This window comes from Salinicola sp. MIT1003, assembly GCF_001858555.1.
In the GTDB taxonomy this organism is placed as follows: domain Bacteria; phylum Pseudomonadota; class Gammaproteobacteria; order Pseudomonadales; family Halomonadaceae; genus Salinicola; species Salinicola salarius.
In genome coordinates, this window is sequence record NZ_MCAP01000006.1 from 91,848 (window position 1) to 117,127 (window position 25,280).

At 62.0% G+C, this 25,280-nt stretch carries 21 protein-coding genes and 2 tRNA genes; 15 read left to right on the top strand and 8 right to left on the bottom strand.

Going from position 1 to position 25,280, the window contains the following annotated elements; all coding sequences use genetic code 11:
* Positions 1-2: 2 nt before the first annotated feature.
* From BC443_RS03240 to dcd, 3 genes are all read left to right on the top strand, one after another.
* Positions 3-464 carry a TerB family tellurite resistance protein gene (locus tag BC443_RS03240; RefSeq protein WP_071230410.1) on the top strand — a complete coding sequence of 154 codons (462 nt, stop codon included), beginning with the start codon at positions 3-5 and terminating at the stop codon, positions 462-464.
* A gap of 117 nt (positions 465-581) precedes the next feature.
* The gene (apbC, locus tag BC443_RS03245) at positions 582-1,448 is read left to right on the top strand and encodes an iron-sulfur cluster carrier protein ApbC (protein WP_083387184.1); all 867 of its coding nucleotides are present in this window, start codon (positions 582-584) and stop codon (positions 1,446-1,448) included.
* 250 nt (positions 1,449-1,698) lie between these two features.
* Positions 1,699-2,265: a dCTP deaminase gene (dcd, locus tag BC443_RS03250; protein WP_071230411.1), complete on the top strand. Its 567-nt coding sequence runs from the start codon at positions 1,699-1,701 to the stop codon at positions 2,263-2,265.
* Positions 2,266-2,563: 298 nt separating this feature from the next.
* Here the strand turns inward: dcd and BC443_RS03255 are convergent, their stop codons facing one another.
* The 3 genes from BC443_RS03255 to purM all read right to left on the bottom strand — a co-directional run bounded on the left by BC443_RS03255 (position 2,564) and on the right by purM (position 5,683).
* Positions 2,564-3,652, bottom strand: coding sequence for an aldo/keto reductase (locus tag BC443_RS03255; protein WP_071230412.1), 1,089 nt, complete (start codon positions 3,650-3,652; stop codon positions 2,564-2,566).
* Between the two features lie 187 nt (positions 3,653-3,839).
* On the bottom strand, positions 3,840-4,592 hold the full coding sequence (purN, locus tag BC443_RS03260; protein WP_071230413.1) for a phosphoribosylglycinamide formyltransferase: 753 nt from the start codon (positions 4,590-4,592) through the stop codon (positions 3,840-3,842).
* A complete protein-coding gene (purM, locus tag BC443_RS03265) occupies positions 4,589-5,683 on the bottom strand; it encodes a phosphoribosylformylglycinamidine cyclo-ligase (RefSeq protein WP_071230414.1) in 1,095 nt (364 codons plus the stop codon). The genes purN and purM overlap by 4 nt, the downstream gene beginning before the upstream one ends.
* 104 nt (positions 5,684-5,787) lie before the next feature.
* Here purM and BC443_RS03270 point away from each other — a divergent pair, with 104 nt between their 5' ends.
* Both BC443_RS03270 and hda read left to right on the top strand, forming a co-directional pair.
* A complete protein-coding gene (locus tag BC443_RS03270) occupies positions 5,788-6,885 on the top strand; it encodes an AI-2E family transporter (protein WP_071230415.1) in 1,098 nt (365 codons plus the stop codon).
* Entirely contained in the window at positions 6,882-7,583 is a 702-nt protein-coding gene (gene hda, locus BC443_RS03275; RefSeq protein WP_071230416.1) for a DnaA regulatory inactivator Hda, read from the top strand. Before BC443_RS03270 ends, hda begins: the two co-directional genes overlap by 4 nt.
* A 25-nt stretch (positions 7,584-7,608) precedes the next feature.
* Here hda and BC443_RS03280 read toward each other — a convergent pair whose 3' ends face one another.
* Positions 7,609-8,610, bottom strand: coding sequence for a LysR substrate-binding domain-containing protein (locus BC443_RS03280; RefSeq protein WP_071230417.1), 1,002 nt, complete (start codon positions 8,608-8,610; stop codon positions 7,609-7,611).
* 173 nt (positions 8,611-8,783) lie between these two features.
* Between BC443_RS03280 and BC443_RS03285 the strand changes: the two genes are divergently transcribed.
* The 6 genes from BC443_RS03285 to BC443_RS03310 all read left to right on the top strand — a co-directional run bounded on the left by BC443_RS03285 (position 8,784) and on the right by BC443_RS03310 (position 17,496).
* Complete coding sequence (locus BC443_RS03285; protein WP_071230418.1) at positions 8,784-10,025, top strand: aldose epimerase family protein; 1,242 nt, start codon at positions 8,784-8,786, stop codon at positions 10,023-10,025.
* A 298-nt stretch (positions 10,026-10,323) separates the two neighbouring features.
* Positions 10,324-11,316: an arabinose ABC transporter substrate-binding protein gene (locus tag BC443_RS03290; protein ID WP_071230419.1), complete on the top strand. Its 993-nt coding sequence runs from the start codon at positions 10,324-10,326 to the stop codon at positions 11,314-11,316.
* Between the two features lie 45 nt (positions 11,317-11,361).
* Entirely contained in the window at positions 11,362-12,855 is a 1,494-nt protein-coding gene (gene araG / locus BC443_RS03295) for an L-arabinose ABC transporter ATP-binding protein AraG (protein ID WP_071230420.1), read from the top strand.
* Between the two features lie 140 nt (positions 12,856-12,995).
* Positions 12,996-13,997 carry an L-arabinose ABC transporter permease AraH gene (gene araH / locus BC443_RS03300; RefSeq protein ID WP_071230421.1) on the top strand — a complete coding sequence of 334 codons (1,002 nt, stop codon included), beginning with the start codon at positions 12,996-12,998 and terminating at the stop codon, positions 13,995-13,997.
* 219 nt (positions 13,998-14,216) lie between these two features.
* Complete coding sequence (locus tag BC443_RS03305) at positions 14,217-15,617, top strand: GntP family permease (RefSeq protein ID WP_071230422.1); 1,401 nt, start codon at positions 14,217-14,219, stop codon at positions 15,615-15,617.
* A gap of 94 nt (positions 15,618-15,711) precedes the next feature.
* Positions 15,712-17,496 carry an IlvD/Edd family dehydratase gene (locus BC443_RS03310; RefSeq protein ID WP_071230423.1) on the top strand — a complete coding sequence of 595 codons (1,785 nt, stop codon included), beginning with the start codon at positions 15,712-15,714 and terminating at the stop codon, positions 17,494-17,496.
* Between the two features lie 56 nt (positions 17,497-17,552).
* On the opposite strand, the gene BC443_RS03315 is transcribed toward BC443_RS03310, so the two are convergent.
* Positions 17,553-17,972 carry a secondary thiamine-phosphate synthase enzyme YjbQ gene (locus BC443_RS03315; RefSeq protein WP_071230424.1) on the bottom strand — a complete coding sequence of 140 codons (420 nt, stop codon included), beginning with the start codon at positions 17,970-17,972 and terminating at the stop codon, positions 17,553-17,555.
* Positions 17,973-18,175: 203 nt separating this feature from the next.
* Between BC443_RS03315 and BC443_RS03320 the strand changes: the two genes are divergently transcribed.
* Positions 18,176-19,303, top strand: coding sequence for a zinc-dependent alcohol dehydrogenase family protein (locus BC443_RS03320; RefSeq protein WP_071230425.1), 1,128 nt, complete (start codon positions 18,176-18,178; stop codon positions 19,301-19,303).
* Positions 19,304-19,415: 112 nt separating this feature from the next.
* Entirely contained in the window at positions 19,416-20,795 is a 1,380-nt protein-coding gene (locus tag BC443_RS03325; protein WP_071230426.1) for a class II fumarate hydratase, read from the top strand.
* Positions 20,796-20,927: 132 nt separating this feature from the next.
* Here the strand turns inward: BC443_RS03325 and BC443_RS03330 are convergent, their stop codons facing one another.
* From BC443_RS03330 to BC443_RS03340, 3 genes are all read right to left on the bottom strand, one after another.
* Positions 20,928-22,004, bottom strand: coding sequence for an endonuclease/exonuclease/phosphatase family protein (locus BC443_RS03330; protein WP_071230427.1), 1,077 nt, complete (start codon positions 22,002-22,004; stop codon positions 20,928-20,930).
* A gap of 110 nt (positions 22,005-22,114) precedes the next feature.
* Entirely contained in the window at positions 22,115-23,641 is a 1,527-nt protein-coding gene (glpD, locus tag BC443_RS03335) for a glycerol-3-phosphate dehydrogenase (protein WP_071230428.1), read from the bottom strand.
* Between the two features lie 189 nt (positions 23,642-23,830).
* A complete protein-coding gene (locus BC443_RS03340) occupies positions 23,831-24,637 on the bottom strand; it encodes a DeoR/GlpR family transcriptional regulator (protein ID WP_071230429.1) in 807 nt (268 codons plus the stop codon).
* A 377-nt stretch (positions 24,638-25,014) separates the two neighbouring features.
* Between BC443_RS03340 and BC443_RS03345 the strand changes: the two genes are divergently transcribed.
* Together BC443_RS03345 and BC443_RS03350 are read left to right on the top strand one after the other, a co-directional pair.
* Positions 25,015-25,091: transfer RNA gene (locus BC443_RS03345), tRNA-Val, on the top strand.
* Positions 25,092-25,121: 30 nt separating this feature from the next.
* A tRNA-Val gene (locus BC443_RS03350) sits at positions 25,122-25,198 on the top strand.
* Positions 25,199-25,280: the final 82 nt, after the last annotated feature.

A 25,280-nucleotide genomic window follows, 5' to 3' on the forward strand; every position in this document is an offset into this window, starting at 1 on the left:
CCATGCTCGATACCGTTCAGCAATTCTTTCAGCGCGTTCTGGCCGTGCCGGAATCCGACGGCCGTGACGCCGTGACACCGCAACTGGCGGTCGCGGCGCTGTTCAGCGAGGTGCTGCGTGCCGATTATGAGGTCGATCCTCAGGAGTTGGCCACGCTGCGCCGGATATTGATGGTCCAGTTCTCGCTGGACGAGGCTGCCGCCGATGATCTGATCCAGCAGGCACAGACGCAGGTCGAACAGGCGGTGGATCATTTCCAGTACGTTTCCCTGCTCAATGAACGCTACAGCTACGATCAGCGTGTCGAGCTGATCGCCGCGATGTGGCGTCTGGCCTACGCCGATCATGAGCTCGCCGCTCTCGAGGAGCATCGCATCCGGCGGCTGGCGGACCTGCTCTACGTGACCCACAGCGACTTCATTCGCACCAAGCTGACGGTGCAGAAAGAGTTCGAGCGCGATTGAACGGCCTTGCCGCCGTTCCCTGTATCGATTCGAACCGTGATGAGCGTTCCCCGTTGGCAACGATGTGCTACCTCATTCGATCGGCTCGGCCGCTATTTCCCAGCACAACGCTAGGGTATAGGGCGCCGGGCTCGTTATACTGGCGGAAAGTCATGCTTTGAACGTTGCAAGGAGAGGTTCGTGATCGAGGGCATCAAACATATCGTGGCGGTCGCCTCCGGCAAGGGCGGCGTCGGCAAGTCCACCGTCACCGCCAATCTGGCGTTGGCGATGGCGGCGGAAGGGTATCGTGTCGGCCTGCTCGACGCCGATATCTATGGCCCGAGCCAGGCGCGGATGCTGGGCTTGCCGGAGAACACCCGCCCCGAGGTGGTGGACGAGAAGAACATGAAGCCGGTGATGGCGCACGGCATCCAGGCGATGTCGATGGCATTCATGGTCGATATCAACCAGCCGATGGTATGGCGTGGCCCGATGGTTTCCGGCGCTTTCCAGCAACTGCTCAACCAGACGCTGTGGGACGATCTCGATTTTCTGTTCATCGACATGCCGCCGGGCACCGGCGATATCCAGTTGACGCTGGCGCAGAAGGTGCCGGTCGACGGTGCGGTGATCGTCACCACGCCGCAGGACATCGCGCTACTGGACGCGCGCAAGGGCATCGAGATGTTCCGCAAGGTCAACGTGCCGGTGCTGGGCGTGGTGGAGAACATGAGCCTGCACATCTGCTCGAACTGCGGCCATAGCGAACCGATCTTCGGCGCTGGCGGCGGCGAGCGTATCGCCGAGCAGTACGAGACGCGGTTGCTGGGCCAGCTGCCGTTGCAACTGTCGATCCGCGAGCAGGCCGACGGCGGCAAGCCGAGCGTGGTTGCCGAGCCGGAGGGCGAGGTGGCTGCCACGTTCCGTCAGATGGCGCGTGATGTCGCCAGTGGTGTCGCCGGGCAGGATACCGGTGGCCCGACGATCTCGTTCAGCGACTGATCGAATCGCCTTTCGATTCTCCGGCGGTTTCGGTTCTTACCCAGGCTATTCCCGATCGCGCAGGGCATGACCACTCGCCATGCCCCGCGCGACGTTTGCGGCATGGGGGCGTCGTTTCCTTTCCTTTTTTCTTTTCCTTAATGAAATTGGGCCGCTATCATGTCGCCCCGATCAGATCGCTCCCGTTTTCCTCGGCCCAACGAATACATGACGTCGTGACGACGTCAGTCTCAGTCTCAAGGACGCCTGCATGAGCATTAAATCCGACAAGTGGATTCGCCGTATGGCGGAGCAGGAAGGCATGATCGAGCCGTTCGAGGCCGATCAGGTCCGTCATGTGAACAACCAGCGCGTCATCTCCTACGGGACGTCCAGCTACGGCTACGATGTCCGCTGCGCCGACGAGTTCAAGGTGTTCACCAATATCCACTCGGCGGTGGTCGATCCCAAGGCGTTCGACGAGAAGAGCTTCGTCGACGTCAAGGGCGATGCCTGCGTGATTCCACCCAACTCCTTCGCCCTGGCGCGCACTGTGGAGTATTTCCGCGTCCCGCGCAGCGTGCTGACGATCTGCCTGGGCAAGTCGACCTACGCGCGGTGCGGCATCATCGTCAACGTGACGCCGCTGGAGCCCGAGTGGGAAGGTCACGTGACGTTGGAGTTTTCCAACACCACCAATCTGCCGGCCCGTATCTACGCCAACGAAGGTGTGGCGCAGATGCTGTTCCTGGAGTCCGACGAGGTCTGCGATGTCTCCTACAAGGACCGGGGCGGCAAGTATATGGGGCAGCGTGGGGTCACCCTGCCGCGCACCTGAAGGAAACACTGCCTAAATGGCTGCGCAGGCGAATCGCTACGTTGCGCGGTGCCGGGGCGCCGGTCCGATCGGAACCCTCACATATACCCCATATGCTCCGGTTCCTGCGCGCCGTGCGCCTTGCGCTTCATCCTGCTCGCCGATTTATCAGCGCTTCCTTGAAGAACTACCTGCGTTGGCAATACTGCGTTAAAAACGGTCTCAAAATGCTCATTTACAAACTCGTAAACTGCGCTTTTTCGGCCGTTTTTCCTTGTCTTGCCTGCCTCGTTTACGTTCTTCGGTAGTTAGCTGATTATCATGATGAAGAACGGTCATCGCTGCGGTTCTTGATCGTCTCGCTGAAGCCGTCCAGAAACGGCTTTTCTGCCGGGTCCAGGCGATCCATGCCGGAAACCACGCGATGCCAGTACGGATAGAGCGGTGCCGGGCGAGTCAGTTTCTCCAGGCGTTGATGCTCTTTCGGGGATAGCGTCAGATCGGCGGCGGCGAGGTTGTCGCGCAGGTGCTCTTCGGTGCGGGCACCGACGATCAGGGACGTGACGCCGGGGCGATCCTTCAGCCATGCCAGGCAGACACGGGGTATGGAGCAGCCATGGGCTTCGCCAATGGCGGCCAGCGCCTCGATGATGTCGTAGGCCCGTTCCATGTCGTGGATATAGGGTTCCGGCCACCCGTTGCCCTGACGGGTATCCGGCGGCGTCTTCTGGCCCCGGCGGACCTTGCCGGTCAGGAAGCCTTCGCCCAGCGGTCCCCAGATCAGCGAGCCGACGTTCTGATCGAGCGCCAGCGGCATCAGTTCGTACTCCGCCTCGCGGGACTCCGGCGTGTAGTAGATCTGCTGGCTGATCGGCTTGATCATGCCATGCGCCTCGGCCTTGCCGAGCGTCTTCATCATTTGCCAGCCGGTGTAGTTGGACGTGCCCCAATAGCGTACCTTGCCGCTGGCGACCAGATGATGCATCGCCTCGAGCGTCTCCTCGATGGGAGTGACGCCATCCCAGTTGTGCAGCTGGTAGAGGTCGATGTGATCGGTGCCCAGCCGCTTGAGACTGGCCTCGACGGCGCGAATCAGGTGGTAGCGCGAGGCGCCGGTAGCGTTGGGGTCATCGCCCAGCGGGCTTCGGCCCTTGGTGGCGAGGATGATGTCGTCGCGCTTGCTGCCCAGCGCCTTGCCGGTAATTTCTTCCGCCAGCCCGAGCGAGTAGAGATCGGCGGTGTCGACCAGGTTGACGCCGGCATCGAAGGCGATATCGAGCAGCTTCTTGGCCCCCTTGACGTCGACGCTAGCGGCCTTCTCGAAACCGTTGGCGCCACCGAAGGGCACCGTGCCCAGCGTCAACGTCGATACCATCAATCCTGAATTGCCTAGCGGACGATAATCCATATCGCTTTTCCTCCTTGCGTGCTGAAACCTTCATCGACGGAAACGATTCATCCGGCACGAGGTGCCGAACGAAAGAATGATGTCAGTCTGGCAAAGATTGGCGGTTGGGCAAGCGCGGGTAGCGTCCGCAGCGGGGAGATCGTCGGCGCCGGGAGCGCCGACGAGGGAAAAAACAGCTTACCGGCGATCAGTCGTCGAGATCTTCGTCCAGCTCTTCGGCGGCGTCGGCATGGGACATGCGCAGCCCCGTGGGGGGCAGTGGCACGTTATCCAGCGTCACCTTGCCGTCGGGCGACAATTTGACGCGGCCTTCGAGGAACCAGCGCACCGCGATGGGGTAGATCAGATGCTCGCGAGCGTGAACCTTTTCGATCAGCGCATCGACATCCTGATCCGGTTCGACGTTGACCACGGCCTGGATCACCACCGGCCCGCCATCGAGCTCCTCGGTGACGAAATGCACGCTGACGCCATGCTCGGCGACACCGTCGGCCAGTGCGCGCCGGTGCGTGTCCAGCCCCTGGTAGGCGGGCAGCAGTGACGGATGAATGTTGAGCATGCGACCGCGATAGCGGTCGACGAAAGCGGGCGTCAGGATGCGCATGAAGCCGGCGAGCACCACCAGGTGGGGCTCGTGGCGGTCGATGACCTTGATCAGCGCGGCGTCGAAGGCTTCGCGGGAATCATACTCGCGGTGGGGCAGGGCGACGGCATCGACGCCGGCATCCCGGGCGCGCTTGAGTCCATAGGCATCGGCCTTGTTGGAGACCACGGCGACGATCTCGCCGCCGCCCAGTTCGTCGTGCTCCTGGGCATCCAGCAGGGCCTGCAGGTTGCTGCCATTGCCGGAAATCAGTACCACGACCCGCGGCTTCTCCGCCGCGGCCGCTTCGAAGTCGTTCAGCGTGTCGCGCTGCTGTGAAGGATAGTCACCGCTCATGCCGGCAGGTTCTCCAGTTGCACGGCTTCTGCATCGGCATCACGGCCGACGATCTCGCCCAGACGATGGACGGTTTCGCCGGCGGTCTCGAGATGGGCGATGGCCTGGTCGGACTGGTCCGCGGGAACCACCACGACCATGCCGATGCCGCAGTTGAGCACGCGGTACATTTCACGCTCTTCCACGTTGCCCTGCTGCTTGAGCCAGTCGAACACGGCGGGACGCTGCCAGCGGCTGACGTCGATCCGCGCGGCCAGATGTTCCGGCAGCACTCGCGGCACGTTCTCGAGCAGGCCGCCACCGGTTATGTGGGACAGCGCGTGAACGTCGACACTGCTGGAGCGAATCAGCGACAGCAGCGGCTTGACGTAGATACGGGTCGGCGCCATCAGCAGGTCGGCCAGCGGCTTGCCTTCCAGCGTGTCGTCGAGCTTGCCGCCGCCGACTTCCAGGATCTTGCGGATCAGCGAGTAGCCGTTGGAGTGCGGGCCGGAAGAGGCGAGGCCCAGCAGCACGTCGCCTTCACCGACCTTGCTGCCGTCGAGGATCTCGGATTTTTCGACCACGCCGACGCAGAAGCCGGCCAGGTCGTAGTCGCTGCCCTCGTACATGCCGGGCATTTCCGCGGTTTCGCCGCCGACCAGCGCGCAACCCGCCTGGCTGCAGCCTTCGCCGATGCCGGTGACCACGTCGGCGGCGATATCGACATCCAGCTTGCCGGTAGCGTAGTAGTCGAGAAACTGCAGCGGCTCGGCGCCGGCAACGACCAGGTCATTGACGCACATCGCGACGAGATCGATGCCGATGGTGTCGTGACGCCCCAGGTCCATGGCCAGGCGCAGCTTGGTGCCGACGCCGTCGGTGCCGGAGACCAGCACCGGCTGGCGGTAGCCGCTCGGAATTTCGCACAGCGCGCCGAAACCCCCGAGCCCGCCCATGACTTCCGGCCGCGAGGTGCGCTTGGCGACGCCCTTGATTCTCTCGACCAGCGCGTTGCCCGCGTCGATGTCGACACCGGCGTCTCGGTAGGTCAGAGACTGGAAGCCGGGCGAACGGGGCGCGTTCGGGGTATCGGAAGAGGAGCGCGTCATAGGAGGACCTTTCTCGCGGAGCCAAGGAATAAGGATGATGTTCAGCGGGGCGCATTGTAGCATTGCCTTCATTGAGGGGGCAGTCGAAGGACGACGAGAGCGCGATGACAAAACTGCAAATCTGGGGCGCGATCGGGGCGGCGCTGGCGGTCTGGCTGCTGATCCTGCTGGAACCGATCCTGATGCCGTTCTTCGTCAGCATGATCCTCGCCTACCTGGGCGACCCGGTGACCGACTGGCTCGAAGCGCGCGGATTGTCGCGGCGTCTTGCCGTCAGCGTGGTGTTCCTGCTGCTGGGCGTCATCATCGTCGGCGGCGTCCTGGTGCTGGTTCCCGTGCTGGGACGTCAGATCGCGCAACTGATCGAGGCGCTGCCCAGCATCTTCAATTGGGTGCAGGCAACGGTTCTGCCGGAGATCCAGTCGTTGACCGGCATCGATTTCACTGCGGACTTCGACCAGCTGCGCGATGCACTGATGGCCAACTGGCGCGAGACCGGCACCTTCGCAGCGGCGTTTCTCGCCCAGGCGTCTCGCTCCGGCCTCGCCTTTGCAGTGTGGATCGGCAACATCGCGCTGATCCCGGTGGTGACTTTCTACCTGCTGCTCGACTGGGACCGGATCAAGGGATATATCCGCGACATGCTGCCCCGGCACATCGAGCCCCGCGTGACCTCGTTGACTACCGAGTGCGACGAGGTGCTGTCGGCGTTCCTGCGAGGGCAACTGCTGGTGATGCTGAGCCTGGGCGTGATCTACGCGGTCGGCCTGAGCGTGATCGGGCTGCACTTCGGGCTGCTGATCGGGGTGATGGCGGGGCTCGCCAGCATCGTGCCGTATCTCGGCGTGATCGTAGGCATCGTGACGGCTGCGGTAGTGGCCTTCTTCCAGTTCGATACCTGGCTGCCGCTGGTCGGCGTGCTGGTCGTGTTCGGTATTGGCCAGATCGCCGAAAGCACCGTCCTTCAGCCCCTTTTGCTGGGTGACAAGATCGGGCTGCATCCGGTGGCCGTGATCTTCGCGGTACTCGCCGGCGGCCAACTGTTCGGGTTCACCGGCATTCTGCTGGCGCTGCCGGTGGCCGCCGTCGTCATGGTATTGCTCCGCTACGCCTACCATCGCTATCGTGGTAGTCAGCTCTACAATCGTTCGCGCAGCGGCGCGCTTTCCCAAGACCAGAGCCAAGGAGATGGATCGACATGAGTCCGGGGCCGTCCCAACTGCCGCTCGGCGTCGGGCTACGTGATGATGCCACTTTCGCCAACTATCTGCCGGGCGACAACGCATCACTGGTGGCGCATCTCATGAAGCAGCTCGACGAGAGCGGGGAACCTTTCCTCTATCTCTGGGGTGGCGAGGGCGTGGGCTGTAGCCATCTATTGCAGGCGGCATGCCATAACGCCGATGCCCGAGGCAAGCGGGCACTCTATCTGCCTCTGGATGCGCTGGGGCATTTCCCGCCGGATATTCTCGAGGAGCCGGAACGCCTCGATCTGCTGGCGATCGACGACCTGCAACTGGTGGTCGGGAGAAGACGTTGGGAGGAGGCGCTGTTCCATGGCTTCAACCGCCTTCGCGATGCCGGCAAGCGGCTGGTGATCGCCGCCGACCGCTCGCCGCGCCAGCTCGAGGTCAAGCTGCCGGATCTCGCTTCCCGCCTGAACTGGGGCATGGTGTTTCACGCCCAGCCGCTGAACGACACCCAGCGGCTGGCGGCCCTGCAACTGCGTGCGCAGGTGCGCGGGATGGAGCTGCCGGCAGAAGTGGGGCGTTATATCCTCCATCGCGGCCCGCGCCAGCTGGACCCGCTGTTCGAGATCCTGTCGCGGCTCGATCGCGCCTCGCTGTCGGCCAAGCGCAAATTGACCATCCCCTTCGTCAAGCAGGCGCTGGAGTGGTGAGCCAGCTTAGATAGCCGACACCGGCTCAGAGCGTGACATCACTGTAGTGAGCCAGCGTCGTGCTCGGTTCGTGCGTCCGACGTTCGCGGATCATCTGATGCAGCGTGCTCATCAACTTGGCGGCGCCGGGCGACATGCGCCGTTCGCGCAGGCTGATCAGGCCGAAAGGCTGCACGCTGAGCGCATCGGTAGACGGCAGAATCGCGAAGCGTGGCTGGGTGCAGAGCAGATCCGCGACCTCGCGTGTCGTGACCGTGATCGAGTCCGATTTATCGACCATGGCCAGCGCCATGTAAATATCCGGCGTATTGATGATGCGCTGGGGTGGCGCCACCTTGTGATGCAGGAAAAGGTGCTCGACGCGCTGGCGCATCAGCGCCCCCGGTGGCTGCAATACCCACGGATAGCCCAGCATCGGGATCAGGTCGAAAGCGTCTTTCGCGAGCGGGTGCCCGGCACGGCAGACGAAGCACAGCGCTTCTTCCCCGATTTCCTCGAATACGAAATCGCCGGCCGGCATTCCGCTGGGAATGCGGGCAATGGCGAAATCGAACTCACCGTCGCGCAGTCTCGGCACCAGATTGCGACTGACACCGACATCGATGTTGACCTCGAGATGGGGACTGTCACGGTGCACGCGCTCGACCGCGCTGGCCAGCAACGTGACGGCAGGCGCGAGCACCGTACCGATCGATACCGTTCCCGCGTTACCTTCCTTGAGTGCATTGATTTCATCGCTCGCTTGCGCCAACGATGTCAACATGCCGCGGGCATGGCGGATCAGGCTTTCCCCGTACCAGTTGGGCGTCACGCCACGGGAGTGCCGCTCGAAAAGCGAGACGCCAAGCAGATGCTCGAGATCCCCCAGCAGCTTGGAAGCCGCCGGTTGGCTCATTCCCAGCCTTGCCGCCGCACGATGCAGGTTGCGGTGGTCGTCTAGTGCCACGAACAGCTGCAAATGGCGGAACTTGAGCCTGACACGAAGGAACCAGTCCGGCGGCAACGGGTCGGTGGAATGTGCTTTCATGAAACGGTCTCGGACGTATATTCGACGTTTTTATAAGTCACGTTGTGGCGTTCTCGCATAGTCAGATAGGGATCGTGGGTCTAGGGTTTAAACGATCGTCATCGGCAGCGGCAGGCCGGTCCGAGCAGCAAGAACGATAACCAGAAAACTGAAAATGAAACCAGGAGCTTGTGATGACACGCCATGTCCTTTCTCTTTCTCGGTGTCTCGGCGTCGGTCTGTTCGGATTGATGATCGGGCAGGCCTTCTTGCAAGCCCAGGCGCAGACGATGCCGGCGAATTCGCCATCCTCCAGCGCCTTGCCACCGGGCATCGAGAGATCGGCCTTCGGTCGGTTGCCGGATGGCCGCGAGGTCGACTGCTATCGAATCACCAACGACAACGGCATCGAGATGCGGGTCATCAACTACGGCGGCATCATCGTATCGTTGAAGACGCCCGATATGACCGGGCAGATGGACGATATCGTGCTGGGCTTCGATTCGCTCGACGATTATCTCTCCGACACCTATCGTCAGGCCAACCCCTACTTTGGTGCCTTGATTGGTCGCTATGGCAATCGTATTGCCAATGGCCGCTTTACGCTGGATGGCGAAACCTATCGTCTGCCCACCAACGACGGTCCCAATACCCTGCATGGCGGCGATGTCGGATTCAATCAGCGCTTGTGGCATGCCGAACCCTTCTCATCTTCCCAGGGGCGAGGCCTGGTCCTGACCTATACCAGCCCGGATGACGAACAGGGGTTCCCCGGCCGTCTGTCGACGCGAGTCAGCTATACGCTGACCCATGACAATGAACTGGCCATCGACTACCGTGCGGAAACGACGCGTGCGACGCCGGTCAATCTGACCCAGCACAGCTACTTCAATCTCCAGGGCGAGGGGAGCGGCAGCGTCCTCGATCACCAACTGATGATCAACGCGAGCGCCTACACGCCCGTCGGCGAGACCCTGATTCCGACGGGAGAGATCGCCGACGTCAGCGGTACGCCGTTCGATTTCCGCCAGCCGACCGCCATCGGCGCACGCATGGGGCAGAAGAACACTCAACTGGCCTATGCCAAGGGCTACGATCACAACTTCGTGCTGAGCAAGAATCCGGGACAGGCCGATCGACCGACGCTGGCGGCGAAGGTCATCGAACCGCACAGCGGCAGAGTGCTCGAGGTTGCCACCACGGAGCCGGGACTGCAGTTCTATTCGGGAAATTTCCTTGATGGCAGTCTCGTCGGCAAAAGCGGTCGCCCGTACACCCATCGTTCCGGTCTGGCACTGGAGACGCAGCATTTCCCCAATTCCCCCAATCAGCCGAATTTCCCTTCGACGATTCTCAAGCCCGGTGAAACGTACCATTCCCAGACCGTCTATCGTTTCTCGACGATTCAGCAGATGCCGGGCGTTACCTCAGGCTGATTGCTATCAGGGCCCGACTCTTCGAAGCCGCCGTCATGGCGGCTTTTTCGTGGAGGATGGGGGGCTTCCCGTCACCAAAGTCGTAAAACGACTTTAGTCGGCACGAAAAGCCACTGTGAGGTCGTCGACCCCGCATCCCGGTAGCTCTCATGATTTGCCGATAGCAAATTAAGTATCGCTTTGAGCGAGGCTCGTTATTAGCCGGTTATTGGACGACTGTTTAATGTCGTTTCAGCCGTGTCATGGCATGTGCTTGCCAATAATAAACCTAATGGTCCACGAGGCCTGGAGGTCGTCAATGATTCGCTTTGTGAAGTCGTCACTGCTCGTGCTGAGTGTCTCCGCCCTTGGCATTGGCGCTGCACCGCTCTATGCCCAGGATGACGTCAAGATCGGTTTCATCGTCAAGAAACCCGAGCAGGCCTGGTTCATCAATGAGCAGGATGCGGCCACCGCTCTGGGCGAGCAAAAGGGATTCGAAGTCGTCCGGCTGTCGGGCGAAGACGGCCAGCAGGTGCTCAGCGCCATCGATAACCTCAATTCACAGGGCGCCCAGGGTTTCGTGATCTGTCCGCCGGACGTTCGGCTGGGGCCGGCGATCGCCAACCGCGCCGAGCAGTACGGCATGAAGGTAGTGACCGTCGATGATCAGTTCCTGGGTCCGGACGGCAAGCCGATGGCGTCCGTGCCGCATCTGGGCATGTCGGGCTACAAGATCGGTCAGCAGGTCGGCGAGACGATTGCCAAGGAGATGAAGGCGCGGGGCTGGGATCCGCAGGATGTCGCGGCGTTGCGCATCAGCAACAACGAACTGCCGACCGCCAAGGAGCGCACCGATGGCGCGACGGACGCGTTGCTGGACGCCGGTTTCGTCGAGGACAACATCTTCGATGCGCCGCAGCAGAATACCGATACCAGCAGCGCCTTCGCCGCGGCGTCTCCCGTGCTATCGAAGAATGGCAATTTCGAGCATTGGGTGATTTACGCGCTCAACGAAGAGAGCGTGCTGGGCGGCGTTCGCGCGAGTGAACAGTACGGCCTGTCGCCGGATCAGGTGATCGGCGTCGGCATCAATGGCTCGGGTGCGGCGTTCGCCGAATTCTCGCGCGAGAAGCCGACCGGCTTCTACGGCACCATCGCCGTGAGTTCGACCATGCATGGACGCCAGAGCGCAGACAATCTCTATACCTGGATCACCGAGGACAAGCAGCCGCCGGCCAATACCGAAACCACCGGGACGCTGATGACGCGCGACAATTGGGAGCAGGTTCGCGACGACCTGGGACTGTAAGCCGGTGCGTCGATAGTCGAATCATATACCGCTGAGGAGAACGGTATGGCGGATGCTTACCTGCGTGTCGATGGCATCACCGTCGAGTTTCCCGGGGTTCGCGCGCTGGACGGCGTCAGTTTCTCGGCGCGCGGCGGCGAAGTCCACGCGTTGATGGGCGAGAACGGTGCAGGCAAATCCACGCTGCTCAAGGTACTGAGCGGCGTCAACCGCGTCACCGGTGGTCAGCTCTGGATCGGCGGTGAACCGATCGTTTTCGCTAATGCGCGTGAAGCGCTACGGCGTGGCATCGCGATCATCTATCAGGAACTGACCCTGTCGCCCAATCTCTCGGTTGCCGAGAACCTTCTGTTGGGGCAATTGCCGGTCAAGCACGGCTTTCTCGACCGGCGTCGGCTGCGCGAGCGGGCGATGACGATTCTGGAAGAACTGGGGGAGGGGGACATCCACCCCTCGACCAAGGTTCGGGATCTCTCGATCGGTCAGCAGCAGATGATCGAAATCGGGCGAGCACTGCTGCGGGACGCGCGCATCATTGCCTTCGACGAGCCGACCAGCTCGCTCTCGGTGCAGGAAATTCGCCATCTGAAGCGAATCGTCTCGCGACTGCGCGACGAAGGCCGCGTGGTGCTTTACGTGACCCATCGCATGGAAGAGGTGTTCGAAATGTGCGATGCGGTGACCGTGTTCCGCGATGGCCGCCACATTCGTACTCACGACACGCTGGAAGGACTCGATCACGATACGCTGGTCAGCGAGATGGTGGGGCGCGAGATCGAGGATGTCTACGGCTACCGGCCACGCCAATCGGGCGATGTGCTGATGCGTCTCGAGGGTATCGAGGGCCGTGGCGTCCGGGCGCCGGTCAGCCTCGAGATTCGGCGCGGCGAAGTGCTCGGGCTGTTCGGGCTGGTCGGGGCAGGACGGAGCGAATTGATGCGGCTGGTCTGCGGCGTGGAGCGTGCCACCGCCGGCCGGGTTTTCTTCGATGGCAAGTTGCAGCGATTCGGTTCGCCGCAGGCCGCAATCCGTGCCGGTATCGCCATGTGTCCGGAGGATCGCAAGTCGCAGGGTATCTTCCCGGTGGCGAGCGTATCGGACAATCTCAACATCAGCTGTCGCCGCTTCTTCAAGCGCTGGGGCGGCTTTCGCAACCCGCAACGCGAGACCCGAAACACCCAGGACTACATTCGCCAACTGCGTATCCGGACGCCGGGGCCCAAGACGCCCATCGCCAATCTTTCCGGCGGCAACCAGCAGAAGGTGATTCTGGCGCGCTGGCTGGCCGAAGAGATCGATCTTTTCGTGATGGACGAGCCCACTCGCGGCATCGATGTCGGGGCGCGTCGGGACATCTATTCGCTCCTGTACGACCTCGCCGAGCAGGGCAAGGGGATCCTGGTCATCTCCAGCGATCTGGCGGAAGTCAGTTCGATCTGCGACCGCATCGGCGTCATGCGGGAAGGCGTACTGACCGATGTCGTCGAACGAGACGAGGCGACGCCCGAGCGACTGCTGGGATTGGCGCTGCCGGCCTGAGATCGGTCCTCATCGCTACTCGATGAATCGATCCCGCGCCGGTTGGCATCGGTTTATGGTCGTCATCGTTTTGAGGTTGCATCCGTTTTATAGAAGCTCCGTTTTATAGAAGCAAATGAATCTCAAGAGGGTTCAGGAACATGAATGACAAAGTTGCCACATCGGCGGCACTACCACGCGAGACACGCCGTGGGCTGCCCAAGCCGCTACGGACGCTACTCGACACGTCCGGTCTGATTGCGGTTTTCATCCTGCTCTTCATCGGCCTCTCCGTGCTGGTGCCGGATTTCCTGACCGGCCGTAACATCGTCGGGCTGCTGTTGTCGGTGACCCTGATCGGCACGATCGCCACCACCATGATGATGGTGCTGGCGCTGGGCGAGGTGGATCTGTCGGTGGCGTCGATCGTGGCCTTTTCCGGTGTGGTCGCGGCAATGGTGACTTCGACTACTGGCAGCGTCGTGATCGGCGTGCTGGTGGGAATCGCAGCCGGCGCAGCGGTCGGGGCTTTCAACGGTTTCGTGGTCGCCCGCTTCGGTATCAACTCGCTGATCGCGACGTTGGCCGCGATGGAGTTCGTACGAGGCCTGGCCTATATCACGTCCGGCGGCGATGCCGTCATGATCACCGTACCGGGCTTCTTCGATCTTGGCAGCGCCTCGTTTCTTGGTCTGACATTGCCGGTATGGACGATGATCGTCTGCTTCCTGGTGTTCGGTGTCGTACTCAACATGACTGCCTTTGGCCGTAATACGCTGGCGACGGGGGGCAATTCCGAGGCCGCCAGTCTGGCCGGGGTCAATGTTCGCCGCTTGAAGATCATGGTGTTCGCGCTCCAGGGTCTGGTTGCCGGCATCGCCGGGGTGCTGCTGACTTCTCGTATGGGGCTGGGCGATCCCAACACGTCTCAAGGGCTCGAGCTCGCCGTCATCTCGGCCTGCGTATTGGGTGGTGTCTCGCTTTCCGGCGGCGTGGCCTCGATCACCGGCGTGCTGGTCGGTGTACTCATCATGGGGTGCGTACAGAATGCGATGGGGCTGCTCAACGTACCGACGTTCTATCAGTACCTGGTACGCGGCGCGATCCTGCTGCTCGCGGTCATGTTCGACCGCTGGAAACAGACCCGCCGCGCCGGTGGCTGATGAGTCCCGGCACGCAACCTGCAACTTTGGTCGCGTCGAAACCACGAGCTTGTATGACGATCACGTGTTCTTACGCATGATGCGGCCCATCTAATAACCATATTGATATTGGTTTTGCCGATTTTTGGCATTTCATGGTTATTGATGCTTGGCACTACTGTGGCCGTACCCACGGCGGACATGTCCAATCGAAGCCGTGACAGTCGTCAGGAGAACGCCATGCAAGACACGACACAAGCGGCCGCCGGCCTATCCACATTAGGGCTGATGGGGGTCGCCGTCGCGGCTATCGCCATTCTGTTGGTTTTGATCATTCGGGTGCGTCTGCATCCCTTTTTTGCGCTGGTCATCGTCAGTATCGGTACGGCACTGGCGACCGGCATTACGGTGGCCGATCTGCTTCCCACATTGCTGGGCGGCTTCGGCAAGACGCTGGGCAATGTGGCGCTGCTGATCGGCTTCGGGGCGGTACTGGGGCGGCTGGTTGCGGTTTCCGGCGGGGCGCGAGTGCTGGCCGACACGCTGATTAGTCTGTTCGGCAGCAAGCGGGCGCCGTTGGGTCTGTCGATCGCCTGCCTGCTGTTCGGCTTTCCGATCTTTCTGGATGCGGCCTTCGTGGTCATGCTGCCGGTCATCTATTCGGTCGCTCGTGAGCTCAAGGCCTCGTTGCTGCTTTATGGGCTGCCGGCGGCGGGTGCGTTTCTGGTCATGCACGCCTTGATGCCCCCACATCCCGGCCCGGTCGCGGCGGCGGTCTTCCTGCACGCCGACATCGGCCAGGTGCTGTTCGTCGCGCTGCTGGTGGGGCTGCCGACCTGGTACGTGATGGGCTACCGGCTGTCGCTGATACTGGCCAAGCGGACGCCGTTCCAGCCGGTGCCGAACTTCATGGGGGCGGAAAGCGAGGAGATCCCGCCCGAGAAGCGCCCGGCGTTCGGTACGGTGCTGCTGGTACTGTTGCTGCCGCTGGTGCTGATCTTCCTCAACACGGGGCTATCGACGCTGGGTCAGAGCGGCGTGATCGATAGCGACAACCCGCTGGTTTCCGCGCTGATGGTGATCGGCGAGACACCGATCGCGCTGCTGATCAGTACCTGTATCGCCATGTGGCTGCTGGTCATTCGTGCCAGTGAACGCGGAGCGATGGATTCCATCAACGAGATTGTCGAGCAGGCGCTCTCCCCGGTCTGCAGCATCATCCTGATCACCGGTGCCGGCGGCATGTTCGGTGGCGTGCTGACGGCCAGCGGCATCGGCGACGCGCTGGCGGACAGTCTCCAGGCGTTCGGGCTGCCGGTGATCCTGGCCGGATACGTGATCGCATCGGTGATCCGGATAGCTCAGGGTTCGGCCACGGTGGCCGGCACCACGGCAGCCGGCATCATGGCGCCGGTGGTGCTGGGGGATCCCACGCTTGCCGGATTGCCGGCAGCCTGCATTACCGTCGCGATCGTCGCGGGCGCCATCGGTTACTCCCACGTCAACGATTCCGGGTTCTGGCTGGTGGGTCGCTTTCTCGGCGTCGATACCAAGACGATGTTGAAGACATGGACGGTGATCTCCATCGGCATTTCGCTGATGTCGTTCGCCCTGGCGTGGCTGGTGTTTTCCTTGCTGTGATCCTTGATGACACGCATCGACAGCACCGGTTGACGAACACCTTTGATGATGGCCCTGACCGCCACCGCACTGACGATGGCTCGAGGAGAGAAGAATGAGCGATTCATCGGACAAGTCCCAAAAGCCGTCCCAAAAACCAGAGTCCCAGCGCCAGCTGCGCTCTGCCCAGTGGTTCGGTAGCGCCGACAAGAACGGCTTCATGTACCGCAGCTGGATGAAGAACCAGGGCATTCCGGATCATGAATTCCAGGGCAAGCCGATCATCGGCATCTGCAATACCTGGTCCGAGCTGACGCCGTGCAATGCGCATTTCCGCAAGCTTGCCGAGCACGTCAAGAAAGGGGTGCTCGAAGCTGGTGGCTACCCGGTCGAGTTTCCGGTGTTCTCCAATGGCGAGTCCAACCTGCGGCCGACGGCGATGTTCACCCGCAATCTCGCCAGCATGGATGTCGAGGAGGCGATTCGCGGCAACCCGATGGATGCCGTGGTACTGCTGGTCGGCTGTGACAAGACCACGCCGGCGCTGCTCATGGGCGCGGCGAGCTGCGATATCCCGACGATCGTGGTGACCGGCGGGCCGATGCTCAACGGCAAGCACGAAGGCAAGGATATCGGTTCCGGCACGGTGGTCTGGAAGCTTTCCGAAGAGGTCAAGGCGGGCAAGATCTCGATCCACGACTTCATGGCCGCCGAGGCTGGCATGTCGCGCTCCGCTGGTACCTGCAACACCATGGGGACCGCGTCGACCATGGCCTGCATGGCGGAATCGCTGGGCGTTTCCCTGCCGCACAACGCGGCGATTCCGGCAGTGGATTCCCGTCGCTACGTACTCGCGCACCTTTCCGGCAACCGCATCGTCGAGATGGTCGACGAGGATCTGAAGCTGTCGAAGGTTCTGACCCGCGAGGCGTTCGAGAACGCGATTCGCACCAACGCGGCGATTGGCGGCTCGACCAACGCTGTCATTCATCTGAAGGCGATCGCCGGTCGTATCGGTGTCGATCTGCCACTGGACGACTGGACGCGTATCGGCCGCGGTACGCCGACCATCGTCGACCTGCAGCCCTCCGGGCGCTTCCTGATGGAAGAGTTCTATTATGCCGGCGGTCTGCCCGCGGTGCTGCGTCGGTTGGGCGAAGCCGACCGGCTGCCGCACAAGGATGCGCTGACGGTCAACGGCAAGACGATCTGGGAAAACGTGCAGGACGCGCCGCACTACAACGATGAGGTGATCCGGCCGCTGGACAATCCGCTGCGTGAAGATGGCGGCATCTGCATTCTGCGCGGCAATCTGGCACCCAATGGTGCGGTGCTCAAGCCCTCGGCGGCCAGCCCCGAGCTGATGAAGCATCGCGGCCGGGCGGTGGTGTTCGAGAATTTCGACGACTACAAGGCGCGGATCAACGACCCGAACCTGGAAGTCGAAGCCAACGACATTCTGGTCCTGAAACACTGCGGCCCGCGCGGCTACCACGGCATGGCCGAAGTCGGGAACATGGGCCTGCCGCCCAAGATCCTGGAGCAGGGGATCACCGACATGGTTCGCATCTCGGACGCGCGCATGAGCGGCACGGCCTACGGCACGGTGGTGTTGCACGTGGCGCCGGAAGCCGCGGCTGGCGGTCCGCTCGCGGCGGTCCACAACGGCGACTGGATCTCGCTGGATTGCGACAGCGGCGCGCTGAATCTGGAAGTCGACGACGTCGAAATCGCACGGCGGCTGGCGGAAGCCGATCCGATGGCGGCGTCGAACCAGATCGCCACGACCGGCGGTTACCGCCAGCTCTATATCGAGCGGGTGCTGCAGGCGGACGAGGGCTGCGATTTCGACTTCCTGCGCGGTTGCCGGGGCGCCGAGGTGCCACGGCACTCGCATTGAGCTGGCAGAGAATCGTGTTCAGCCAGAAAGCACGAGGGTGAGCACAGAAGCTTTCGTTATTCGCCCATCAATGTGGCGGTGACCTTTCGGGCACCGCCATGCTCGCGATGTTCGCCCAACCAGATGCCCTGCCAGGTGCCGGTTAGCAGGCGGCCGTTTTCCACCGCCAGGGTCAGTTCGGTGCCGAACAGGCTCGCCAGCACGTGAGCGGGCATGTCGTCCGGGCCCTCCAGCGTATGCCGCATGCCGGACAGGTTTTCCGGTGCCAGCTTGTTGGCGAACAGCGCCATGTCGTGGCGCACGTCCGGGTCGGCATTCTCGTTGAGCGTCAGTGAGGCGGAGGTATGCATCAGCTGCAGATGCAAAAGCCCGGTGCGGATGTCGTTCATGCCGGAAAGCGCGCCGAGAATCTCGTCGGTGACCAGATGAAAGCCGCGCGAACGGGGTTTGAGCGAGAACTGCTGACGATGCCACATGGGGTTGGTTCCTTCGGTCATTGATAGAAAGCACCTCATCCTAGATCGCGATGCTTGCCCTGTCTTTCAACGTCGACGGCTGGCAATCGTCAGCGGCACCGAAAGACCAAAGTCGCAGTACTCGCGTTAACGTTTGCGCTTAGTCTGAACGACTACCGAGAACCGGTAGTCGCCCCCAGGCGATTCGAAACCAGGAGGTGTTCGTGAAAATTCGTGCCGCCGTGATACATGAAATGAAAAGGCCACGCCCGTATCGGGAGTCGCTGCCGATGTCGGTCGAGGAGGTCGAGCTGGACGGGCCGGGGCCGGGCGAGGTGCTTGTCAAGATGCGTGCCGCCGGTCTGTGTCATTCGGATCTTTCCACGATCAATGGCGATCGGCCGCGCCCGTTGCCGATGGTGCTGGGCCATGAGGCGGCCGGCGAAGTCGCCGAAGTCGGCGAGGGCGTGACCGATCTCGCTCCCGGCGACCATGTGGTGTTCTCCTTTGCGCCCAGCTGCGGTGCATGCTCGTCGTGTCTTTCCGGGCGGGCGGCGCTGTGTCAGCCCGGTGCGGCAGCCAACACTGCCGGGCATCTGCTGGGTGGCGGGATGCGTCTGCACAAGAACGGCCAGAAGATCTATCACCATATCGGCGTTTCCGGCTTTGCCGAGTACACGGTGGCGTCGCGCCGCTCCCTGACCCGGATCGATCCGGACCTGCCTTTTCATATCGCGGCGCTGTTCGGATGCGCGGTGCTGACAGGCGTCGGTGCGCTGGTGCATACGGCGGGCCTGAGATTGGGCCAGTCGGTGCTGGTCGTCGGCCTGGGCGGCGTCGGGCTGGCGGCGGTCATGGGCGCCGCCGGTGGCGGCGCGCGGCAGGTGATCGCGGCGGATATCGCGCCGGACAAGCTGGAGACCGCCAAGGCGATGGGTGCCACGCATATCGTCAACAGCGGCGATCCGGATGCGGTGGAGCAGGTGCGCGAGATCAGCGGCGGCGGGGTGGACATCGCGGCCGAGTTCGCAGGTGTGGCCAAGGCGCTGGAGTTTGCCTATGAATCCACCGCCCGTGGCGGCACGACCGTCACTTCCGGCTTGCCGCATCCCGACGTGCGATTCGCCATCAGCCCGACGCGCATGGTCGCGGAAGAGCGCACGCTCAAGGGCTCCTATCTGGGCGGTCACGTGCCATCGCTGGACGTGCCCGAATATATCGCGCTCTACCAGTCCGGCCGCCTGCCGGTAGATCGGTTGCTGACGCACCGATTGAAACTCGACGAGATCAACCTCGGTTTCGACCGTCTGGCGAGTGGTGAGGCGATACGGCAGATCATCGATTTCGATTGAGCCTCGAACCGGACGGAGCATGGTCCGGCTGCTAGTCTTGAAGGACTCGAAGGCGTAGCCCGACGTTCGGGCTGCGCCTTGGCATTTCAACCGTCATCGATAGGAGAAGGTCATGGCTCAGACACGAGTCGAGCGCGATAGCATGGGCGAACTGGAAGTCCCGGAGAGCGCGCTCTATGGCGCTCAGACGCAGCGTGCGGTGAACAATTTTCCGGTCAGTGGTCAGCCATTGCCACCGGCATTCATCGCGGCGGTGGCCCGTATCAAGCGTGCTGCGGCGCAGGTCAACCAGGAGCTGGGGCTGCTGGACGAAGCCCGGGCCAAGGCTATCGTTACCGCAGCCGACGAGATCATCGACGGCAAGCATCCCCACCAGTTTCCGGTCGATGTGTTCCAGACGGGGTCCGGCACGTCGACCAACATGAACGTCAACGAGGTGATCTCGCATCTCGCGAGTCGCGACGGGCTTGAAGTCGGCCCCAACGATCATGTCAACATGGGGCAGTCGAGCAATGACGTGATCCCCACGGCCATCCATCTGGCGGCAGCGATCCAGGTCCGTGAGCGCCTACTGCCGGCCCTCGGCTACCTGCGCTCGGTCATCGATGACAAGGCGAAGGATGTCGACGACGTGGTCAAGACTGGCCGCACGCATCTCATGGACGCGATGCCAGTGCGCTTGAGCCAGGAACTGGGTGGCTGGTCCAGCCAGGTCGGTCAGGCGATCGCGCGACTGGAAGACGGGTTGAAGCGCATCACTTGCCTGGCCCTGGGCGGTACGGCGGTCGGCACCGGCGTCAATGCGCATCCCGAGTTCGCCGACAAGGTGGCGCAGCGTCTGGCCAGCGATACCCATCTCGATTTCCGCCCCAACGACAGCTTCTTTGCCAGCCTGGCGTCGCAGGACGCGGCGGTGGAGCTTTCGGGGCATCTCAAGACGTACGCCGTCGCGGTGATGAAGATCGCCAACGACCTGCGCTGGATGAATTCCGGCCCGCTGGCCGGTCTGGGCGAGATCGAGCTGGAGGCGCTGCAGCCGGGCAGTTCGATCATGCCGGGCAAGGTCAATCCGGTGATTCCCGAATCCGCCGCCCAGGTCGCGGCGCAGGTGATCGGCAACGATGCGGCGATCACGATCGGTGGGCAGAGCGGCAATTTCCAGCTCAACGTCATGTTGCCGCTGATCGCGCACAACCTGCTGGGTTCGATCACGCTGCTGACCAATGTCAGCCGTCTGCTGGCCGACCGCGCCATCGCCACGTTCAATGTGCGGCGCGACAACATCGAGCGCCCGCTCTCCCGCAACCCGATTCTGGTGACGGCGCTCAATTCGGTGATCGGTTACAACGCGGCGGCGGCGGTGGCCAAGAAAGCCTATCAGGCAGGGCGGCCGATCATCGATGTCGCCGAGGAGGAAACCGATCTCTCCCGCGAGGAGCTGGAGCGTCTGCTCGATCCCGCCAGGCTGACCGAAGGGGGAATCCCGGAGTGACGGCTCCGGTCTGATTGGCTGCTTGCCTGCCTCGAACGTCGCCATTCATCCACGCATGGTCGACACCAACACGACAACGCCACCCGATCGGGTGGCGTTGTCGACTGGGACGCTATCGCTGCGAAGACGGCCTCAAACCGGCGTTTCGCCATGCCGGTCCTGCGCCTCTTCGATGGTGTCCTCGGCGTCTTCTCGCTCCTCCGTGTCGGCCTTTTCGGGCTCGTTCTCGTCGGCGCGAGAAGGGTTGTGACATAGCGTGACCAGAATCGGGAAATGATCCGACCCGATCTCGGGCAACCGTTGCATATCGACGAGCGTGAAGTGCTCAGTGACGAATACGTGATCCAGCGGCCAGCGCAGCATCGGATATTTGGCATGAAAGGTGCTGTACTGGCCGCGGCCGCGTCGGGGATCCAGCATGCCGCTGACCCGACAGAAGAGCTTGGTCGTCGGCGACCATGCCACGTCATTGAGATCTCCGGCGACGATGGTCGGATCGTCGTTCTTGGCAATCGTCTGGCCGACCAGCAGCAGTTCCGCGTCTCGCCACAGCGATTCGTCGCTTTCCGACGGCGCGGGCGGTCTCGGGTGCAGCGCGTGGAAGCGAATGCGCTTACCGCTTTTGAGTTTGACCCAGGCATGAATCGACGGGATGTCATCCTGAATTAGCCACTTGACCTCGACGTCTTCCAGCGGCAGCCGGGAATAAAGATGCATGCCGTAAAGATTGTCGAGAGGAATGCGCACGGCTTCCGGCATCTCCTCGCCAATGGCGGCGTCCAATTGGTCGCCCCACCATTGGTCGGATTCCAGCGTCAGCAGAATATCGGGTTGGTGTTTCTCGACGAGAGCGATCAGTTTGTCGGCCTGACGATTGGGTGTCAGCACGTTGGAGACGAGCAGCTTGAGCTCGTGATCCGGCTCGTGAGATTCGGCCTCGACGACGAGACAGCTTGCCAATGACGTCCAGGGGTAGACTCGCGCCCACTGGATGATGGCGGCAACGGTGCTGGCTACGACGCCAGCCCAGTGCCACCAGGCGGTCGGGCTTAAGGCAGCCTGAGCGAGTGCCAGGATGGTGGCGATGATGGCAATCTGGAGTAGCGGGAAATCGAAGCTGCGAACGCTCCAGTGGCGGATCCTCAGATAAGGCGCGAGCGTGACCAACAAGACGAGGCAGCCAAGGCAGGTAAACAGGAATTGCAGCAACTGGTCATTCCTTATATCAGGTTAAAGCACCGTACCTGGCCAAGGGTAGCAGAAACGTGACAGGCGCCCACGCCGATATGGCGCTTCGACGACTCACCAAAAGCTGTCATTCAAGATGCCTGGGATAGCGGTCCGAGGGTCGCAATGAGGGGATGCCGGCTGAGATGTTCCACCAGCGCTTGCTGCTCTTCGAGCGTCAGGCGCAGCCCCAGCTTGCTGCGTCGCCACAGAATATCGTCACTGGTGCGTGCCCATTCGTGCTCGATCAGGTAATCGACTTCTGCACGGGTCAGGCCACTGCCGAAATGCTGGCCGAGATCTTCCTGGCTCTGCTTTCCTGCCAGGAACTTCAAGCAGAGCGTGCCGTAACTGGAGGCGAAGCGCTCGGCCCGCTCCCGGCCAAGAAACGGATATTCGCGCAGCAACTGTGCGACGAATGTCTGGCGCGATTCGATATCCCCGCCGGGGAGCCGAGCGTCGGCCGTCCAGGCTTGCCCCATGTGCGGCAGCAGCGGTTGCAGTTTGTGCATGGCCGCTTCGGCAAGCTTGCGATAGGTGGTGATCTTGCCGCCGAAGATCGACAGCATCGGCGCGCCGTGCTTGTCGAGATCGAGCGTGTAGTCACGCGTCATGGCGGAGGGATTTTCCGATTCGTCATCGCACAGCGGGCGGACGCCGGCATAGGTCGAAATGACATCCGCTCGGCTCAGCTTCCTGACGAAGTGCGCGTTGAGTACGTCGAGCAGATAGTCGATTTCCTCGTCGTTGATGCTGACCTTGGCCGGGTCGCCCTGATAGCGGCGATCGGTCGTGCCGATGAGGCTGAAGCGCTGCTGGTAGGGCAGCACGAACACGATACGGCCGTCCTGGTTCTGAAGAATGTAGGCGCGCTCGTCGTCGTTGAGTCGCGGCACGATAAGATGACTGCCCTGGATCATGCGGATGCCGTAGCGCGAGTCACGCCTGGCATTGCCTTTGACGAAGGATTCGACCCAGGGGCCGGCGGCGTTGACCAGCACTTTGCAGCGATGTTCGCGGCGTTCGCCGGTGTCGCGATCTTCGAGGCTGACCACCCAGTGTCCCGCTTCCTCTCGAGCCTCGGTGCAGCGGGTGCGAACCCGAATGTCCGCGCCTTTTTCCTGCGCCTGCAGCGCGTTCAGGATCACCAGCCGGGCGTCGTCCACCCAGCAGTCGGAATATTCGAACCCGCGCTTGATCGTCGGCACCAGCGGGCTTTCGCTGCCGAAACGCAGGCCCTTGGCGTTGGGCAGGCTGTCCCGGTGGCTCAGATGGTCGTAGAGGAACAGCCCGGTACGAATCATCCAGCCCGGACGCAGGTGGGGCTGATGCGGAAGAATGAAGCGTAGCGGCCAGACGATGTGAGGCGCCTTGCGCAGCATGACTTCGCGTTCTCTCAGTGCCTCGCGGACCAGGCGGAATTCCCGGTGCTCCAGATAGCGCAGGCCGCCATGGATCAGCTTGCTGCTGGCCGAGGAGGTCGCGCTGGCCAGATCGGCCTGTTCGCACAGGAGCACGGAAAGGCCTCGTCCGGAGGCATCGTTGGCAATGCCGGTACCGTTGATGCCACCTCCGACGACGATGAGATCGTAAACGTGGTGCTCTGTCGTTGAGGCCATGCCGTCCTCCGAAAAGGTGATGGAGTGGTTATGTTCGATTGCGAAAATAGTTTAATCACTTCCGAACATCAATAGCGGCAAGGTGTTTTCATAGACCAATTGGGGAGGGGAAGAGCAGCCAGCAGGATCACATGGCGAAACGACAAAGCCGGCATTGAAGCCGGCGTTGTCGGAGAGAAGGTGGCGAGTTCAGCCTGCGTAGGCAGTCACGGTGTCTCTGTCGGCAGGGACCGATGGGTCGGCGACGTAAAGTGCGACGTCGTGTTCACGCATCAGGCGACACAGTGTGTCTGGGGGCTGGCGGTCAGTGAAGAAGGCGTTGATCTGGCTGAGATTGCCTTGACGCACCACGGCGTTGCGGTGGAACTTCGAGTGATCCGCTGCCAGGAAGACCTGGCGGGAGTTGCGCAGAATGGCCTGCGCCACGCGAACTTCCTGATAGTCGAACTCCAGCAGTGAGCCATCGCCATCGATGCCGCTGATCCCGATGATGCCGTAATCCACCTTGAACTGGTTGATGAAATCGATGGTGGCCTCGCCGATGATGCCGCCATCGCGAGAGCGAACCTGGCCGCCGGCGACGATGACGTTGAAGTCAGTCTTGTGCTGCAGAATGGCGGCCACGTTGAGGTTGTTGGTGATGACTTCGAGCCCGCTGTGCTGGCATAGCGCCTCGGCGATGAACTCGTTGCTGGTCCCGATGTTGATGAACAGTGACGAAGAGTCCGGAATATGTCTGGCGAGCATCTCGGCGATGCGGCGCTTGGCGTCCAGATTCAATGTCTTGCGTGTGTGATAGGCGGTGTTGACCGTGCTCGACTCGAGTCCGGCGCCGCCGTGAACGCGCTTGACGACACCTTCTTCGGCCAGTTGATTGAGGTCCCGGCGCACCGTCTGAGGCGTGACATCGAAGTCTCTCGCGAGTTGTTCGATCGACGCATAGCCCTGACGCTTGACCAGCTCGACAATGGCTGCGTGACGTTCTTGCTGTGTCATGTTGATTTCCTGCCGCGGCCCGATGGCTATTCTTGAAAGGGTTGGTTGGCTCTAGAAAACGTTTCTAGGAAGCGTTGATTGACGCCAGTTTACCAAAGCCAGCCGCATTGCCGTGGTTTCGGTTGAGGTCGCAGCGTTCCTTGTAAGTTCGACCATGGTCTAGGTTTTGAAAAACGACTCCATATTGTTGCCTATCTCATGATCATGAATACGGACGATTCTTGTGATACAGGGCGCGTCGCTCACTGGCTGAGAACGAATTGTCTCGGCATGACAGGCAGTTGGCGAAAATTTTTTATTCGTAGAGGGTTGCATTCCGCGGCTGCCCGGGTAAAATTCGCATCCGTTGTCACGGCGAGCCCGCCGCAACACGAAGTAGGACCGTAGCTCAGTTGGTTAGAGCGCCACGTTGACATCGTGGAGGTCAGCGGTTCAAATCCGCTCGGTCCTACCAATGCAGTTTGGGCTTGTGACGACGACCTACAGGACCATAGCTCAGTTGGTTAGAGCGCCACGTTGACATCGTGGAGGTCAGCGGTTCAAATCCGCTTGGTCCTACCAGATTTCGAAACCCCGAGCTCCGGCTCGGGGTTTTTTGTGTCCGTTATTCCATTCTTGCTATCCGCCACCCGCCACCCGCGCA